The following is an 18,358-nucleotide window of genomic DNA, read 5'->3' as shown; positions in this document are numbered from 1 at the left end:
TATAACAAAATAAAAATGGAGGAAACTTATAATATGAAGTTATTTAAAAACAAGAATATTAGAACAGAGTTTTTACCATCAGCTATAGAAATAGTAGAAGCTCCTGCATCACCTTTGGGCAAATTTTCAATTTGGGTCATATTTTTAGTAGTTTTAGTAGCAATATTATGGTCTATATTCAGTAAAGTGGATGAAGTAGCTATTGCTAGGGGAAAGGTAATACCAAGTGGGAATACAAATATTGTTCAGTCTCTTACTGGAGGGGTTATTAAATCAATAGATATAAAAGAAGGACAAGATGTAAAAAAAGGGGATACTCTTTTAACCATAGATGATTCAATAATAAAAAGTGAAAGAGATAAACTTCAAAGTGAATTAGAAATTTTAAATACAAGTAAGGATATATTGCAAGCTTATAAGGATGGAAAAACCCCAGATATAAATGAAGAAAAGTTAAAATCTTCTAGAGAACTTGTAAATGAACAGCTAGGATATAGTAAAACTATAAATAATATGTATTCAAATCAAATGGAAAATCTAAATATTGATATAAAACAAGCAAGAGAGGATTTAGGGAAAACTCAGGCAAGACTACAAGAGGCAAGAAACAATTTAGCTAAGGCTACTAAAGAGTTAGAAGATTTAAAAAAAGCCCAAGTAAAAGCCAATGATAAAAAATTAGATATGCAAGAAAAACAAGATAATATAGAACTTTATAACGATCAGATAAAAAGTATAACAGAAAGTATAAATACTAAAAATGACAATATAAAGATAAAGGAAAACAACAAAGAAAATCAAAAACTACAAAACAGGCAAGAATTAGAAAAAGAGCTAGTAAATGTACTTAAATTAGTAGAGTCTCATAAAAAAGATATTGAAAAATTGGACAAACAAATAAAAGAGTTAACTATAGAATCTCCTGTGGAAGGCAAAATACAGCAATTAGCAGTAAACACCATAGGAGGAGTTGTACAAGCCGGAGCTCCCATAGTACATATAGTACCTAAAAATAAGGAGCTAATTGTAGAAACTATGATTTTAAATAAAGATATTGGATTTATATCAGAAGGACAAAAAGCTCAAGTTAAGTTTGATACCTTTGATTTTCAAAGATATGGAACTATAGAAGGAACCATAACGAAAATAACACCAGATGCAGTGATAGTTGATAATCAATCCATGTATAAAGCATCAGTGAAATTAAAACAAAAGGATATAAATATTAACGGTAAGAATCTAAAATTTTCACCAGGTATGACTGTAACCTGCGAAATAGATACTGGGAAAAGAAGAATTATAGACTTTTTTATACCAGGAATTAAAGATGTTAAAAACTCATTTAGATTAAGATAATAATATTAATTTTTCTATACCATAGTAATACTGATTTAAAATAAGCTAATATTTAAAGTTAATTATAGAACTATCTTGTAGAAATAAAATAATTTAATCATTAAATTATTTTATATAAATTCAAGATAAAAAATATCTTGTAAAAATCAAAATAGAGAGGGGGAAAAGATATATTCAATTTATATATGTATCAACTTAATTGTCTTATATAGATAAGATATGAAAAATTTATTAATCATAATTTATGCTAGGAGGCTAAATCAATGTCCAATCTTAAAGAAACAATTGAAGAGATAACAAAAAAAGCACTAAAAATAACACTAATGAAAATTACTTCCAATATAGATGCAACTGATAAGTTTAATGTAAGAAGAATCGAAGATTACTATAAAATAATAAATGGCGGATTTTCATCACAAATAGCATCAGAAATAGCAAGTGGAGTAGTAAATAGTATATATGGATTAGGAATAAATTTAACAGAATCTCAAGTAGAATCAATGATAGCCGTAATGGTGTCAAAGGAATCACAAATACAATCAATGTCATCACAAATAGCAGAAAGAAATTCAACATTTCCACCTGCAATAGCAGAAATTATGGCAGTAATATCAAAATTAATACAAGCAACTTGTATAGCATCAGGAATAGAATCAAACGGAGAAACACCAGAATCAGTAGCATCAAAAATAGCAGGGCCAATAGAAGTTAAAATAGATTTTGTAGCTCGGGAAATAATAAGAGAATCACTGGTAACGCCACTTCCGGAAGATGCAATATCCAAGGCATCATACCCTCTTGCACAATCTATGAGAACAACAATGGCATCTGTATTATCGGGTGATATGTTTAATTTTACTATAGGAAAACAGATAGCAGAAATACCAATAGAAGTAGTGAAAAAGCTTGAAATAATTAATTTTTTAAGTCAACAAGGAAATAATGGTGATACTAAACTAGCAAGTATAGACTCCATATTAACATTGTTTATGGAGGAATATCATAAAGAAGAAGTAGAAGTAAATAAACTTCAAAGCTATATAGATTCAAAAGATAATACATCAACTCCAGAAGAAGATGCATTTGCAAATGAAATAGCAGATAAATTGTTTGCAGAATTTAATTTAAGTGATGAAGATAAAGATATTATAAAGAATATAACAGGTAGAGAAAGAGTGGGACTTGCAGGATTAATTTGGTCAGGAATTACTGCAGGAATGCAAATTCATACTCAAGTTACAGGAAATTCACATACCAATGTGAGTGCTTTGATTTCTAAGTGGATTAGTAAACCAACATCTATGCTTGCAATGGGAAACATATTTTACAAAGCAATAAAGGATTTTGAAGATGGAGCTTCTCCAAGCGAAATATTTTCATTTATATCTCAAGGATCATCAAGCTTATTTGATGGAATAAGTTTCATAAATAGTTTTATGGAGGCTAAGCATGCTACACTTACTAATGGGAAAACTTTCTTAGAAACATTAAAAGAAAGTTATACTAGTTCTAATGTTTTGGAACAAAAATATAGATATAGCTATAACTTTAATACAGATACCACAGATCTTGTTTCTACAAGATTTGTATCTAGTGATATTTCAGATATAATACCTACATCTACAGTTCCAGGAACAGTATCTACATTAGATGGAATTGGAGGAAATTATAAACCTTTAGGCAGTAGTATTGGTAATATTGATGCTCCATCTGTACCAAAAAAAGGATTGACCACAGATACTCCCCATACTGGTGGTAAAGTTCTAGGAGCATTAGGAATAGCAACAGATTTAACTTGGGTGGCTTCTGCCATAGAAGATGTGGTTTCATCAGGATCTGATATTAAACCAAGTCAAATAATGAATTTAGTTGGAGCAGTAGTTTGCACCACAGGAGATTTTGTAGGATTGGTGGGAGGACCTATAGGGGAAGTAGCAGGAATGGTAATAAGTGCATTGGGTTCAGTAGTCACAGCAGCAGGAGGTTTATCAGATTTAGATAGTGATTCAAGTCCTAGCGAAATTGGAAAGGCGGTAGGTAATTTCTTCTTAGCGTTAAACCCATTAATGCCATCTATTGATGCTATAGAACAAGCAATTGAATATGGAAAATTAAAAGATTCAGCAGATAACGAAATAGATAGAATAATTTATGATGCTCTTCATAAGATAGCTTCATTAGATGCTACTCCTATTATAAATTTAACTCATTTTGCTTATAATGATGAAATTAAAGATGATGCTATAGATGAACTTATGGACAAGTTTGGAACCTTTGATAATATGATGAAGGAATATATAACTTCTGATAAGGAATTTTCCAATGATTTAAACAAAGCAGCTGATTTCTTAAAAAGAAATGCAAATACAGAACATACTCAATTTTTAACAGCATATCTTACTCCATCACAAATAAAATCTATATTTGGAAATGAGACAGACTATAGGGAAGGATATGATATAAGAAATGTAGACACTAACTTAAAAGTAAAAGGTGATTATGATGAAAATTTAAAGGCATATGATTATCAACTAAAACTTAAATCTGGAATTGAAGTTTTACCAGCAGGGGCCAGATTACAAACTATAGATGGTAGAGATGTGTTAGATACTATTTCTTTAGGTTTTGGAACAGGAAAGGAAATAGTAATAGATGAAACTGGAAAAGAAATAAAAAATCCAAGAGTTATAGATACAAGTACTTGGCTTTCATATAATAAAGACCAATTAAAAATGTTTAGTAACGAATTTAAAAATCAGCATACAGAAAGGTATATATCTGGATATACATCTGGAGGCATGATACCAGGAGGTGCAATAGTAGGGAAGGAAGCTATCTATTCTACTAGAACAGAGCCTAAATATGAAAGATTTAAATGTTGGATAGATTTGGTAGATGATATGAGTGGACTACCAACCTTTTATAGACATACACGTTATTATAATACTGGTTATGGTACAATGAATCCACAACATGAAGAAGTAGTGGACTTTAGTAACCTTGGAAATGTTAATAATAGAGTTATAGCAACAATTTCTGATATTATATATACTAATATTGAAACAAAAGCTGGAGATGATGATGTTATTCTCTCTAACATACAAAGAGTATATGATGATGGAACAGGTGATAGTATAGTTAAATCTAAGGCTGATGGTGGAGATGGAATGGATATATTAGATATATCATCCCTTAAGGAAACTGAAAATCAACAATTTGGTTTTGAATATTCTATAAAAGATAACAATCTAAGTTATATAAGAGAACTTGGAGATGGAAAGGATTATAATTTAAATTTTTCTAACTTTGAGGAAGTAAGGCTTACTAAAGAAAATAATAAGATTACTATAAAAGATAATTCAGATATTGAATTAAGTGAAGGTCAAGAGCCAGAAGAATTGAGATTAATAGGAACATCAGCTAAAGTAAATGATATAGATTTTTCAGGAGTTAAAGGTAAATCATTGTATTTTCAAGGGTCTTTAGATGGAGTAAATAATATAAAGGGTACAGAAAATAATGATGTAATTGTTATTCCTGAAATTGAAGATAAAACTGGAACAGGGTCCTCAGAAATTTTTGCGAATGGCGGAAATGATATGATAATGGGAGGAAACATAACTAAAAATCTTCTGCATGGTGGAGATGGCATAGATTATATAAAGGCAACTGGAAATAACAATGAAATTTGGGGAGATTCAGGTAGAGATTTTCTTCAAGGTAGCGATGTAACTGGGACTCACATATTAAATGGTGGCATGGATAACGATACGTTAATGGCAGGAAAAGCTGGAGCTACATTAAATGGAGATGAAGGTTCAGATTTATTAAATGGAAATGATGGACAAGACATTCTAAATGGCGGAACTGGAAATGATTATATACAAGGTGGAGCAGGATCAGATACTTTTATTTTCTCGAAGGATTTTGGAAAAGATACAATAAAAGATTATGAATCCGGTGAAAAAATAATTTTTGATAATACTAGTGGAATAAATTCAATAGATGATTTTGAGTTTATAAAAAATCAAGAACAAAGTTATCTTGCCTTAATTTATGATGATAAATGCCTAAAATTAAATGGATGGGATAGTAATGATAAATTAGATATAACCATTGGAGATACAACTGTAGATGCTAGCAAGATAGAGAGCTTAATCCAAAGTGCAACAAATTTTAATGAGTACAAAATTCCAGATTTTTTAAGTGTTCAAGAATTAGGACTGGAACACCCTGCTTATTTCCCAAATACACAACATTCAGAAGTATATAGTAATATTTCAGGTAGTTTCTAAAGTTTAATACTTGTTAATATAGTTTAAAACAAAATATAATCATAGGGTTGTTAATCATAAGGCTGTTGATAAAATATGTTATTAACAACATAAAACCTATGATTTTAAATATGGATACTAAAACTCTCTGTTTAATGCAGAGAGTTTTTTATACATGGAAGCAACATGAATAAAAGCAAGAAAAGAAGATGCCAGCTTGTCATAGCCAGTTGAAATTCTGCGAAAAAGCTTGATTTTATTAAAGAAGCATTCTACTAAATGGCGCTCTTTGTAAACCCACCAGTCACAATGCCATGGATTCTGCGCATTTGATTTAGGTGGAATTGTATAGGAAGCTTCTTGTGAATCAATATATTCTTTGATTTCCTTTGTTCATCAGACATTTCATAACGCTTTTGTACCATAATAGTTACCTCTAAGTTTTTTCTTTTATATAAAACCTAGATTTTGTGCAAATTTTTTGTTTTCAGACACGACCTAATTTTACCTTAAATAATTAAATTGATTTATTTAATAAAATAAGTGTGAAATTGTAAGTATTAAAAATTGAATTTATAATAAGTTTTTTACAATAAGAGTTTAAAGAAAATATATGGAAAATTTACATATATATCAATTAAATATTAATTTTATTAAAAAAAATCTAATGTAAATGTTTTAATTAATATTTTTTTGCTTAAAAGTTATTGTACTAATTACAGATATTTATTAAACTATAGTAGTGAGAAAAAATAACAAATAGGATTATGCTTATAGTGGGAACTTAAAAGCCCCTATGGGTCCTAAAATGTATGTAGTAATAATTTATTTAAATACAGGAAGGAGAACAAAATATGATTTATTCAACAGAAGTTGAGAGAATGTGCCCTATAACTAAAGGAGCAAATCATCAATCAGCTCCAATTCCAGAAGAAGGAAGATGGGTACGCGCAAAAGAGGTAAAAGATATATCAGGATTAACACATGGTATAGGTTGGTGTGCTCCACAACAAGGTGCTTGCAAACTTACTTTAAATGTTAAAAATGGTATTATAGAGGAGGCTTTGGTTGAAACAATAGGATGTTCAGGAATGACTCATTCAGCAGCTATGGCATCAGAAATACTTCCAGGAAAAACTATTCTTGAAGCATTAAACACAGATTTAGTTTGTGATGCTATAAATACAGCTATGAGAGAATTATTCTTACAAATAGTATATGGAAGAACTCAAACAGCTTTCTCAGAAGGTGGACTACCAGTAGGAGCAGGTCTTGAAGATTTAGGAAAAGGACTAAGAAGCCAAGTTGGTACGATGTATGGAACAAAGGCTAAAGGTACTAGATATCTAGAAATGGCTGAAGGCTATGTTACAGATGTAGCTTTAGATGAAAATGACGAAGTTATAGGATATAAATTTGTTCACCTTGGAAAAATGATGGAAATGATAGGAAAAGGAATGGATGCTAACGAGGCTAAAGAAAAGGCTACTGGACAATACGGTAGATTCGATGAAGCTGTAAAAGTTATAGATCCAAGACATGAATAATATATAAGGAGGAAAAATAAAATGGCATTGTTTGAAAGTTATGAAAGAAGAATTGATCAAATAACTCCTGTACTTGAAAAGTATGGTATGAAAAATATAGAAGAAGCTAAGGCAATATGTGATGAAAAAGGAATAGATGTTTACAATATAGTTAAATCAACTCAACCAATATGTTTCGAAAACGCTTGTTGGGCTTACATATTAGGTGCTGCAATAGCTATAAAAAAAGGATGTACTAAGGCTGCGGATGCTGCTACAGTTTTAGGTGAAGGACTTCAAGCTTTCTGTATTCCAGGATCAGTTGCAGATGATAGAAAAGTTGGTATAGGTCATGGTAATTTAGCAGCTATGCTTTTAAGAGAAGAAACTAAATGTTTTGCATTTTTAGCAGGACACGAATCTTTTGCTGCTGCTGAAGGTGCTATAAAAATAGCAGAAAAAGCTAATAGGGTTAGAAAAGAACCATTAAGAGTTATATTAAATGGTCTTGGAAAAGATGCTGCATATATAATCTCAAGAATCAATGGTTTTACATATGTTGAAACTAAATTTGACTACTATACAAGTGAACTTGAAGTAGTTAGAGAAGTTCCTTTCTCAAAAGGACCAAGAGCTAAAGTTAAATGCTATGGTTCAGATGATGTTAGAGAAGGTGTTAAAATAATGCACAAAGAGGGTGTTGATGTATCAATCACTGGAAACTCAACTAATCCAACAAGATTCCAACACCCAGTTGCAGGAACATACAAAAAAGAATGTGTAAATATGGGTAAAAAATACTTCTCAGTTGCATCAGGCGGTGGTACTGGAAGAACTCTTCACCCAGATAATATGGCAGCAGGCCCAGCTTCTTATGGTATGACAGATACTATGGGAAGAATGCATTCAGATGCTCAATTCGCAGGATCATCATCAGTTCCAGCTCATGTTGAAATGATGGGATTAATAGGAATGGGTAACAATCCAATGGTTGGAGCTTCTGTTGCTGTAGCTGTTGCTATAGAAGAAGGAATGAACAAATAATAAAAAAATATATTATTAAAATAAAAATCTTAACATAACATATAATTTTCATAAATTTATAATAAATTATGAAAACAATAAATGGATAAATTGGCTCCGTGTTTAGTAAATGGCTTTACACGGAGCTTTTTTTAGTTTTATCTATAAGTAAGTTATATGTTAGTCCAATTAATACTAAAATGCCTCCAATAATATTACCTATAGATAATTTATTAATGGTAAAATAATCAAGTATTATTCCTGTAAATAATTGTCCTATAAAAATAATTAGTGTTAAATAAAATGATGACATTTTAGGGGTAATATAGCTTGACAATATAATTACTAAAACGCCAATAAGTCCACCTAGATAAGTCCATAAAGGTATGGATTTCATAGTGGTATAAGTTATAGATAGTCTTTCATTACTTAAAAATAAGAATATGAATGAAAATAATAATCCAATAATATAGTTAAAGAAAGTTCCCTGAAATATACCAATTTTTTCTGCTAAATTAGAATTTATTATTCTTCCAATTATAATAAAAGCGCCTGCTAGAATTGATATGAATAGATATAACATTACTAGTCCTCCTCTAAAAAACAGTCATTATAAAGATTCCTAAAACAATAAATAACAAACCAATAGATTTCTTTTTTTTAAATTTAATAACTTTCATTCCCAATAATCCAAAGTGATCTATAAAAATTGATGAAAGTGATTGTCCTAATAAACCTAAAGCAAAGGTCAATGATACTCCAAGCTTTGAAAAACTAATATTACTAAAAACTACAGAAAATACACCAATAGCACCAGCACTATATAAGTATAAGGGTATATCCTTTTGAATTTTAAGTTTAGATTTAGTTATTAGAAGTACAAATATTATAGAAAAAAGCCCAACAATGTGAATTATTATGCTTGAAGTATAGTTTTCAAAAGTGTTAGACAAAGTTCCGTTAAATAATGTCATTATAGCTATTAAGGCACCTATAAAAGCTGAGATTAAATTATTATTCATATTAATAATCCTTCCTATTTAAAAGTATTAAATTTAATTTACCATGAAAGAGTTGTAAAGAGATATGACATATGTCATACTAAAACAAGAATTTATATAATTTCTAATAATTCTATTTTGTGTGAAATTTAATAGAAAAATCCATATATAGTTGTAGTTATTTGATATATTAAAAGTAGATTATGTTTATTAGAATCTATTTAATTTTAGAAACTACCTCATAAGGAGTCTATGTTTATGAAAAAGATAAATGATTTATATGAAAGAGACCAATATATTTTAAAATATGAAATAGAAGATATCTTTGATAAGGATATGAAACCATTTATGGAACTGTTATTCTTTAAAAAAAATGAACATATTTGCAGAGAAGATGAAGAAATCAATTATCTTTTTTTCTTTGTAAAAGGAAAAGCGAAAGCATATGAAACTTTAAGCAATGGTAAATCTTTGCTGCTTTGCTTTTATGATGACTTTAGAGTAGTAGGGGATGTGGAAGTTATTAATTTTAAAAATGCTTCTTCAAATGTTCAAGTTATAGAAGATTCCTATTGTATAGCTATATCTTTTAATAATGTAAGGAAATATTTATTAGATGACTGTAAATTTTTAAGATTTATTTGTAATTCATTGGGGGCAAAATTAAATAGATGTTCAAAAAATAGTTCTATAAATTTACTATATCCTTTAGAAAATAGACTAGCTAGTTACATACTTGCTACTGGAGAATATGTAAATTATAATGGAGAGATAATAGTAAGATTTAATGGGAATTTAACAGAAATAGCAGAGCTTTTAGGTACAAGCTATAGACATCTATTACGAACACTAAATATTCTCATAGGCAGAGGGATTATAGAAAAGGAAAATAAATATTTTAAAGTATTAGATAAGCCTAATTTAAAAAGTCTTTCAGTAGATCTATATAAATAATTAGTATAAAAATTAATGGGAAAATATTAATTTTTAGAATCAAGAAAAATATTGATTTTAAAGTTATTAGCAAATATATTTTATATTTCAACATTTTTATTTATGAATATCATATTTAAATATTAAAAAAAGTCCATGTTTGTTATTAATTGTTAACTTATGTAAAAAAACGTGCTATAATTAATTAAAGATTATATAATATACATTAATGTTTTAAGAGGTGGGGTATATATGATGAAAGGGAAAAAAGTCTTAGCTGTAATTACAATGGCTGTAACATTAGGCACATTAGTAGGATGTGGTAAACAACAAACAAAGGCAACAAACACGGAAAATGCAAAAAAACAAGAAATAACAGTATCAGCTGCCGCCAGTTTAAAAGAAAGTTTAGAGAGTATAGAACCAATTTTTGAAAAAGAAACTGGAGTAAAAGTGAATTTTAATTTTGCTTCATCTGGAACACTTCAAAAACAAATAGAACAAGGTTCTCCAATTGATTTGTTTATATCAGCGGGTAAGAAACAAATGGATCAATTAGAAAGTAAAAATCTCACAGTTAAGGATAGTAGAAAAGATTTACTTGAAAATGATTTAGTATTGATTTCATCTAATGAATATAAAAATGAAATTAAAAATATCAATGATATTATTTTAAAAAATAAGGATATGTCAATTGGTACTGTAGAATCCGTACCAGCAGGTGAATATGGGAAAGAGGCACTTACAAGTTTAAAATTATGGGATAAGCTTAAAGACAAGCTTATATATGCTAAAGATGTAAAGCAGGTAGCAAATTATGTTGATAATAAAGAAGTAGCATCAGGTATAGTATATAAATCAGATGCAATGGAATTAAAGAATTCTTATATAGTACAAACTTTTCATAGCAACACACATAAACCTATAGTTTATCCATGTGCAGTTATTTCAAATAGTAAGAAAAAAGAAATAGCTAAAAAATTTATGAATTATTTAAAGTCAAAAGAAAGTATAAAAATATTTGAGAAAAAGGGATTTAAGATTGGTGATAAGTAGGTGTAAATATGATATTAGAGCCAATAATAATATCTGTAGAAGTATCTATTATATCAACTCTAATTACATTAATTTTAGGTGTTTTTTTAGCTAGAATATTCACCAAATACAATTTTTTAGGAAAAGATATTTTGGAAACTATTATAATGATGCCTATGATTTTACCCCCTTCAGTTACTGGCTATGGACTTTTAATGATAATAGGGGCTAATGGTTTTTTGGGAAAAGCATTTTATGAACTTTTTAATATAAGATTGATTTTTAATTTGAAAGCTGCGTGCATAGCGTCAATAATTGTATCTTTACCACTTGTATATCAAAATGTTAAATCTGCATTCTTAAATGTAGACAATCTATATGAGAATGTTGGAAGAACACTTGGTGCAGATGAAACTACCATTTTCTGGAAAATATCATTTCCTTTAGCTTTTCAAGGAATAATAAGTGGAACAGTTTTAGGATTTGCAAGATCTATAGGAGAATTTGGGGCAACTCTTATGGTAGCTGGAAATATACCAGGAAAAACCCAGACGATTCCATTAGCCATATATTTTGCAGCAGAAAGTGGAGATAGTAAAACTGCCAATATTTTAATGAGTATAGTAATAATATTTAGTTTTATAATTATATATGGACTGAATAAATTTGGTAAATCTAAGAAATATTAATTTAGGAGCAGATCATGAATTATATTGAAATATTCAAGAAATTGAATTACTTTGATTTAGATGTGAAAATACAATTAGATAAAGAAATATTGGTTATACAAGGTCAGTCTGGTGCAGGAAAAACTAGTATATTAGATTGTATAAGTGGCATATCAACTCCGGATAATGGAAAGATAATTTTAAATGATAAAACTGTTTACTCAAATGATGAAAATATAAATTTACCAATAAGAGAGAGAAATGTAGGATATGTTTTTCAGAGTTATGGACTGTTTCCTCATATGACTGTAAAAGAAAATGTTATGTTTGGTATTAAAAATAATAAAAAAAATAGATTTGATGCTACATATGGAGAATATATGATGGAACTTATGAAAATATCTCATTTAAAAAATAGATATCCAAAAGAAATATCTGGAGGAGAAAAACAAAGGGTAGCCTTAGCAAGAGCATTGGCTATAAAGCCTAGTATTATGCTCATGGACGAAGCTTTTTCTGCATTAGATTCTAAAACTAAAGGAGTAATTTATAAAGAGTTTTTGGATTTTAAGAATATATGTAATGTAAGTATAATATTGGTTACTCATGATGAGAATGAAGCTAAAATTTTAGGAGATAGAATAATCAATATAAATAATGGTAAAATGGTTTAATATTTATATTTGCTCATTTAAATTTATTGTTTTACACTTATATTCTGTTATAGTATTAATTTTTAGTGAAGTATTAACATATATGAAGTCGTTTTCTTATGGCGCTAGAATCTAGATATAAGAAAGAAGTCTTAATATTATTATAATTAAAAATTCCATCTGTAAGTGTTAATTATTTAATATTTGAGTTGTTTAAATTATAAAAGGCATATTAAACAAATCCATAATAATTTAATTTTTAGTGTTATAAAAAATACTAATTTATTATTTTAATATGCCTTATTTGAAAGGACAAAGAAGCATGATTAGTATAGAAGAAGCATTAAAAATAATTGAAGACGAAACAAGCCCTATAGGTATAGAAGAATCTGATATTGTATGTTCACTTAATAAGGTTTTAGCCGAAGATATTTATTCAAAAGATGTTTTACCACCTTTTAATAAGTCTACTAAGGATGGATATGCTATAAAATCTGAAGATACATCAATATGTAAAAATGGCATAGATATAGAACTTGATATAGTAGGTTTGATAAGGGCCGGAGAGTATTATGAGGGTGAATTAAAACATGGTGAAGCAATTAAGATTATGACAGGAGCACCAGTACCCAAAGGGGCTAATGCAGTAATAAAAATTGAAGAAGTAATATGTAAAGAAACTAAGCTAGTAGTATCTAACTTAGTTAAAGAAGGAACTGATATTATAAAAATAGGAGAAGAAATAAATATTGGGGATTTGGCATTACCTAAAGGAAAAGTTATAAGACCAACTGAAATAGGACTATTAGCATCTTTAGGATATAGTAAGGTTTTAAATTATAAAACCCCTAAAATAGCTATAATATCAACTGGTGATGAACTTTTAAATATAGATGATGAACTTAAAAAGGGAAAGGTAAGAAATTGTAATGAATATTCTCTTATGGCCCTATGTAAAAATTTGGGCTTAGAATTTTTATCATTGGGAATAGCTTCAGATGAAAAAGATTTGTTGAAGGAAAAAATTATGGAATCATTACAAAAGGCAGATATAGTAATCACATCTGGTGGTGTATCAGTTGGAGATTTTGATTTTGTTGAGGAGGTTTTAAGAGAAATAGGGGCTGATATAAAATTTACATCAGTGGCAATTAAACCAGGAAAACCAGTTACATTTGGAAAAGTTAAAGATAAGTTCTTTTTTGGATTGCCAGGAAACCCATTGTCACTTATAACAACTTTTGATGAATTTGTAAAGCCTGCTATTAGAAATATAAGTGGTTTTAATAAAATTAAAGATGATAAGATATTAGTGACAGCATTAAGTAAATTTAAAGGAAAAAGCAATAGAAGAAAATACATATATGCAAATATAAAAGAAGAGAATGGAAAGTATTATGCTGAAGATTTAGGTAGTCAATGTTCAAATTATCTTATGACTATGAGTAAAGCTAATGGAATAATAGTTATGAATGAAGATGTACATGAAATAAATATAGGAGAAAAGATTTACGGAAAACTCATTTTTAAGTAATAAGTTAGTGGAATAGATTAATGTTAAAAATATACAACAATATACAAAGTAGTAGAGAAGAAATATAACTTTTAACTATATTTAATTGTGAAGGAGAAAAGATATGTTTAAGGTTGCCATTATAACTTGTAGTGATAAAGGTTATGAAAATAAAAGAATTGATGAAAGTGGAAAAGTCATAAAAGAAATAGTGGAAAATGCAGGATATGCTGTAGAAAAGTATATAGTACTTCCAGATGATAAAAATATGATTTCAAAAGAACTTATACAGTGCAGTGATAATCTTAATATGGATTTGATACTTACAACTGGAGGTACAGGCTTTAGTAAAAGAGATGTTACACCCCAGGCCACTTTGGAAGTTGTAGATAGACTTGCACCAGGAATAGTAGAGGCCATACGAGCATATAGCATGACCATTACTAAAAGGGCAATGCTATCTAGAGCTGTTAGTGGCATAAGGAATAAGACATTAATTATAAATCTTCCGGGAAGTCCTAAAGCAGTTAGAGAATCACTTGAATATATAATAGAGCCATTAAATCATGGATTAGAGATACTTATAGGTAAGGCTAATGAATGTGCTAGATAATTATTAGTAACATAAATTTTTATATGCTGTAATTAGAAAGGAAGAATTTTATGGTTGATTCATTTGGTCGTAATATAAACTATCTTAGAATATCTGTAACGGATTTGTGCAATCTACGGTGCAAATATTGTATGCCAGAGCAAGGAATAAATAAAATAGATAATAGACAAATATTGAAGTTGGAAGAAATAGAAGAAATAACAAATACATTCGTTGAACTTGGAGTAACAAAAGTAAGAATAACTGGAGGAGAGCCTCTCATAAGAAATAATATTTTAAATATCATAAAAAATATAGGGCAAATTAAGGGAATAGAAGATTTTTCTATGACAACAAATGGGACACTATTAAAAGATTATTCAAAACAGTTAAGAAGTTTTGGGATTAATAGACTGAATATAAGTTTAGATACTTTAAAAAAAGATAAATATGAATACATAACCAGAGGTGGAAGTTTTAAAAATCTTTTAAAAGGTATAGAAAAAGCAAAGCAAATAGGAATTTCGCCTATAAAATTTAATGTGGTATTAGTAAAAGGATTTAATGATGATGAGATTGAAGATTTTGTAAACTTGACTGTTCATGAAAAGGTAGATGTTAGATTTATTGAACTTATGCCAATAGGTCAATGTAAAAACTGGTCTTTAGGGAAATACGTATCAAATGAAATAGTCCTTAGAACAGTGAAAAATTTAATAGAAATAGAAAAAGAGGATATATCATCACCAGCTAAATATTATAAGTTAAGAAATGCTAAAGGGAAAATAGGTCTTATAAGTCCTATATCATGTATGTTTTGTGAAAATTGTAATAGAGTTAGACTTACATGCGATGGCAAATTGAAACTTTGTCTTCATTCAAATGATGAAATAGATCTAAAAACTCATTTAAGGAATGGTGAGTCTATAAAAGAAATAATAATCAATGCTATAAACAAAAAACCAGAAAAACATCATTTAGAAAATGGTGAATACATAGATAGAAATATGGTAGCTATAGGAGGATAAAAAATGGACTTTACACATTTTAATGAAAATGGAAGAGCGCATATGGTAAATGTAGGACAAAAAAATGATACAAAAAGAATAGCTGTAGCTGTAGGAACTATAAAGCTAAAAAAAGAAACTATAGATATAATAAAAAATGGTTTAATAAAAAAAGGGGATGTTCTATCTGTTGCCCAAATAGGCGGGATAATGGGAGCAAAAAAGACATCAGATATTATTCCTATGTGCCATAACATATTTTTAACTGGTGCAGATATAAAGTTTAATATATTAGATGAGGAAATAGAAATAGAAGCTACAGTATCTACTTATGGAAAAACAGGAGTAGAGATGGAAGCTTTAACTGCAGTATCTGTTACAGCACTTACCATATATGATATGTGTAAAGCTGTAGATAAAGATATGGTCATAGGTGATATAAAGCTTATGAAAAAAACAGGTGGTAAAAGTGGAGAGTATAAAAGAAAATAATAGGCATAAGAATAAATATTAGATGCATTTTAACTATATTAATTGTATTATAGGAGGATAAATATGAAAGATAACATAGCTGGAAAAGTAGTATCAATAAACATAAGTCATAAAAAAGGAGTAATAAAAGAACCTATGGAAGAAGGAATTTTTCAGGAGGATTTTGGATTAAAAGGAGATGCTCATGCTGGGAAATGGCATAGGCAAGTAAGTTTATTAGCTCAAGAAAGTATAGACAAAATGACTAAATTAGGTGTGGAGGGACTAGTCCCAGGAAAATTTGCGGAAAATATAACCACACAGGGAATGGTATTATATAATCTTCCTGTAGGAACTGTATTAAAAATTGGAAAAACTGTACAAGAGATTACTCAAATAGGCAAAGAGTGTCATTCAGGATGTGCCATTAAAAAATCAGTAGGGAAATGTGTAATGCCTAAAGAAGGAATATTTACAAAGATAATAAAAGGAGGAAAAGTAAAAGCTGGTGATGCTATTGAGATAATAAAATAATGTAATACATTAATAAAAATTAATATTTTCTCACTCAAGTTTTTATCTTTAAATTCTTTCCAAAGATTTGGAATTACAGCCATAAAGGCACCATCTTTGTTTGTTGTCCTTACTTCTTTTCCAACTACGATCATTTCATTTCTTTCTATTATTTTAGTAATCATATATTCGTTTCTCCTTATTTTAAAAAAATTTGTAGTGAATTTTTCATTAATGTTTTTATTTAATATGATTTTATTCTCTTTTCTTTTATTGAAGATATCTATATATGTTTATTCTCCTTTCATATAGGACTATTTACATTATATAGGAAGGTTTTGACAACATTATGTCATATTCAAAAAAGTATTGCAGAAACTTTGTAATATAAATATTTCTATGGATATAAATATCTATTAATTTGACTTAATAAGTAAAATATAGTAATATATTTTTATAAAAAGAGAATAAAGACAGTTCGTAACCATCCTGTCTATAAATAAAACTAGGACGTGACTACCGCCTTAGGTAGTTTTTTATTGATGGGCATTTTATGCCCTTTTTTTATTTGGAAAATTTGTATGCTATATTATTTGTTTTATATAAAGGATAGAGGGTATTATTTAATTTTCAATAAGTCTAATATAATAAGTTTGTGATACGTATAAGCAGATGTGCATGTTTGTAATTTAAAAATATTGATACATATAAATATGAGGAGAAAGAAAAATGAAAAAAATAGGATTAACAACTACAGTACCAATTGAGGTACTTATTGCAGCTGGATATTTACCTGTAGATTTAAATAATATATTTATAATTTCAGATAATTATTTAAAATATATAGATATAGCTGAAAGGGACGGATTTCCTAAAAGCCTATGTGCCTGGATAAAGGGAATCTATGGAGCATGCCTAGAAAACAATATCAAAGAAATAGTTGGAGTTATGGAAGGTGATTGTTCTAATACTAGGGTGCTCATTGATGTTTTAAAATTGAAGGGCATAAAAGTTTATCCATTTTCTTTCCCTAATAGTCATAATTTAAATGATATAGAAATTGAAATTAAAAAATTTATGAATATATTTAACGTTAATAAAGAGCAGGTTGAAGGGGTTAGAAAAAGATTAAATAAAGTTAGAAAACTATTAAAAAAAATAGATGAAATGACATACATAGATAATAAAGTTAGTGGCTTTGAAAATCATTTATATCAAGTTAGTTTAAGTGATTTTAATGGAAATATAGATAAATTTGAACATGAACTTAAGGATTTTATTGTATATGCCTCTAAAAGAGAGCCTATAAATAAAAAATTAAGATTAGCATATATAGGAGTTCCTCCAATGACTGCAGATATATATGACTTTGTTTATAATTTTAATGCCCATTTTGTATACAATGAAGTGCAAAGAGAATTTGCATTTCCAAGGGGAAATGATGCTACAAATATATTTGAACAATATTATGATTATACTTATCCATACAATATTGAATTTAGAATAAAAGAATTGAAAAAACAAATGGAAAATAGAAATATAGATGCTATAATACATTACACTCAAGCCTTTTGTCATAGATCTGTTGAAGATATAGTACTAAAAAAATATATAGATATTCCTATATTGAATATTGAAGGAGATAAGCTAAATAAGCTAGATGCAAGAACTAAGCTTAGATTAGAGGCTTTTTTAGACATGTTATTGGATTTAAAAAAGTAATTAGTTAAAGGTATATATTTATAGTAGTATATTCATAGGATACAAGTCTATTTAACCACTAGTTAAATTAA

The 18,358-nt window shown here is 28.5% G+C and carries 16 protein-coding genes; 14 read left to right on the top strand and 2 right to left on the bottom strand.

What is annotated here, in order from left to right:
- Positions 1–33 precede the first annotated feature (33 nt).
- The 4 genes from NGI68_RS01145 to NGI68_RS01130 all read left to right on the top strand — a co-directional run bounded on the left by NGI68_RS01145 (position 34) and on the right by NGI68_RS01130 (position 8,200).
- Positions 34–1,356: an HlyD family type I secretion periplasmic adaptor subunit gene (locus tag NGI68_RS01145; protein WP_251859645.1), complete on the top strand. Its 1,323-nt coding sequence runs from the start codon at positions 34–36 to the stop codon at positions 1,354–1,356.
- A 263-nt stretch (positions 1,357–1,619) separates the two neighbouring features.
- Positions 1,620–5,651: a calcium-binding protein gene (locus NGI68_RS01140; RefSeq protein ID WP_251859644.1), complete on the top strand. Its 4,032-nt coding sequence runs from the start codon at positions 1,620–1,622 to the stop codon at positions 5,649–5,651.
- Between the two features lie 833 nt (positions 5,652–6,484).
- Positions 6,485–7,177 carry an iron-sulfur cluster assembly scaffold protein gene (locus NGI68_RS01135; RefSeq protein WP_251859643.1) on the top strand — a complete coding sequence of 231 codons (693 nt, stop codon included), beginning with the start codon at positions 6,485–6,487 and terminating at the stop codon, positions 7,175–7,177.
- A 21-nt stretch (positions 7,178–7,198) separates the two neighbouring features.
- Positions 7,199–8,200 carry a GGGtGRT protein gene (locus NGI68_RS01130; protein ID WP_251859642.1) on the top strand — a complete coding sequence of 334 codons (1,002 nt, stop codon included), beginning with the start codon at positions 7,199–7,201 and terminating at the stop codon, positions 8,198–8,200.
- Positions 8,201–8,315: 115 nt separating this feature from the next.
- Here NGI68_RS01130 and NGI68_RS01125 read toward each other — a convergent pair whose 3' ends face one another.
- Both NGI68_RS01125 and NGI68_RS01120 read right to left on the bottom strand, forming a co-directional pair.
- Positions 8,316–8,762, bottom strand: coding sequence for a DMT family transporter (locus NGI68_RS01125; protein WP_251859641.1), 447 nt, complete (start codon positions 8,760–8,762; stop codon positions 8,316–8,318).
- A gap of 13 nt (positions 8,763–8,775) precedes the next feature.
- Positions 8,776–9,201 carry a DMT family transporter gene (locus NGI68_RS01120; RefSeq protein WP_251859640.1) on the bottom strand — a complete coding sequence of 142 codons (426 nt, stop codon included), beginning with the start codon at positions 9,199–9,201 and terminating at the stop codon, positions 8,776–8,778.
- A 237-nt stretch (positions 9,202–9,438) separates the two neighbouring features.
- Between NGI68_RS01120 and NGI68_RS01115 the strand changes: the two genes are divergently transcribed.
- The 10 genes from NGI68_RS01115 to NGI68_RS01070 all read left to right on the top strand — a co-directional run bounded on the left by NGI68_RS01115 (position 9,439) and on the right by NGI68_RS01070 (position 18,287).
- A complete protein-coding gene (locus NGI68_RS01115) occupies positions 9,439–10,134 on the top strand; it encodes a cyclic nucleotide-binding domain-containing protein (RefSeq protein ID WP_251859639.1) in 696 nt (231 codons plus the stop codon).
- A 231-nt stretch (positions 10,135–10,365) separates the two neighbouring features.
- The gene (gene modA / locus NGI68_RS01110; protein WP_251859638.1) at positions 10,366–11,169 is read left to right on the top strand and encodes a molybdate ABC transporter substrate-binding protein; all 804 of its coding nucleotides are present in this window, start codon (positions 10,366–10,368) and stop codon (positions 11,167–11,169) included.
- Between the two features lie 8 nt (positions 11,170–11,177).
- On the top strand, positions 11,178–11,837 hold the full coding sequence (gene modB, locus NGI68_RS01105) for a molybdate ABC transporter permease subunit (protein ID WP_251859637.1): 660 nt from the start codon (positions 11,178–11,180) through the stop codon (positions 11,835–11,837).
- A 14-nt stretch (positions 11,838–11,851) separates the two neighbouring features.
- Positions 11,852–12,490, top strand: a complete 639-nt coding sequence (locus tag NGI68_RS01100; protein WP_251859636.1) for a sulfate/molybdate ABC transporter ATP-binding protein — start codon at positions 11,852–11,854, stop codon at positions 12,488–12,490.
- Between the two features lie 301 nt (positions 12,491–12,791).
- On the top strand, positions 12,792–14,003 hold the full coding sequence (locus NGI68_RS01095; protein WP_251859635.1) for a molybdopterin molybdotransferase MoeA: 1,212 nt from the start codon (positions 12,792–12,794) through the stop codon (positions 14,001–14,003).
- A 103-nt stretch (positions 14,004–14,106) separates the two neighbouring features.
- Complete coding sequence (locus tag NGI68_RS01090) at positions 14,107–14,595, top strand: MogA/MoaB family molybdenum cofactor biosynthesis protein (protein WP_251859634.1); 489 nt, start codon at positions 14,107–14,109, stop codon at positions 14,593–14,595.
- A 50-nt stretch (positions 14,596–14,645) separates the two neighbouring features.
- Positions 14,646–15,602 (top strand): GTP 3',8-cyclase MoaA, encoded by a 957-nt coding sequence (gene moaA / locus NGI68_RS01085; protein ID WP_251859633.1) that lies wholly within the window; start codon positions 14,646–14,648, stop codon positions 15,600–15,602.
- 3 nt (positions 15,603–15,605) lie between these two features.
- Positions 15,606–16,073: a cyclic pyranopterin monophosphate synthase MoaC gene (gene moaC / locus NGI68_RS01080; RefSeq protein WP_251859632.1), complete on the top strand. Its 468-nt coding sequence runs from the start codon at positions 15,606–15,608 to the stop codon at positions 16,071–16,073.
- A gap of 63 nt (positions 16,074–16,136) precedes the next feature.
- Positions 16,137–16,586, top strand: a complete 450-nt coding sequence (locus NGI68_RS01075) for an MOSC domain-containing protein (protein WP_251859631.1) — start codon at positions 16,137–16,139, stop codon at positions 16,584–16,586.
- 708 nt (positions 16,587–17,294) lie between these two features.
- Positions 17,295–18,287, top strand: a complete 993-nt coding sequence (locus NGI68_RS01070) for a 2-hydroxyacyl-CoA dehydratase family protein (protein WP_251859630.1) — start codon at positions 17,295–17,297, stop codon at positions 18,285–18,287.
- Positions 18,288–18,358: the final 71 nt, after the last annotated feature.

The sequence above is a fragment of the Clostridium sp. Marseille-Q2269 genome, from assembly GCF_943736985.1.
In the GTDB taxonomy this organism is placed as follows: domain Bacteria; phylum Bacillota; class Clostridia; order Clostridiales; family Clostridiaceae; genus Clostridium_F.
Note: the sequence above shows the minus strand (reverse complement) of the source record. Positions and strands in the feature narration are given on the sequence as shown.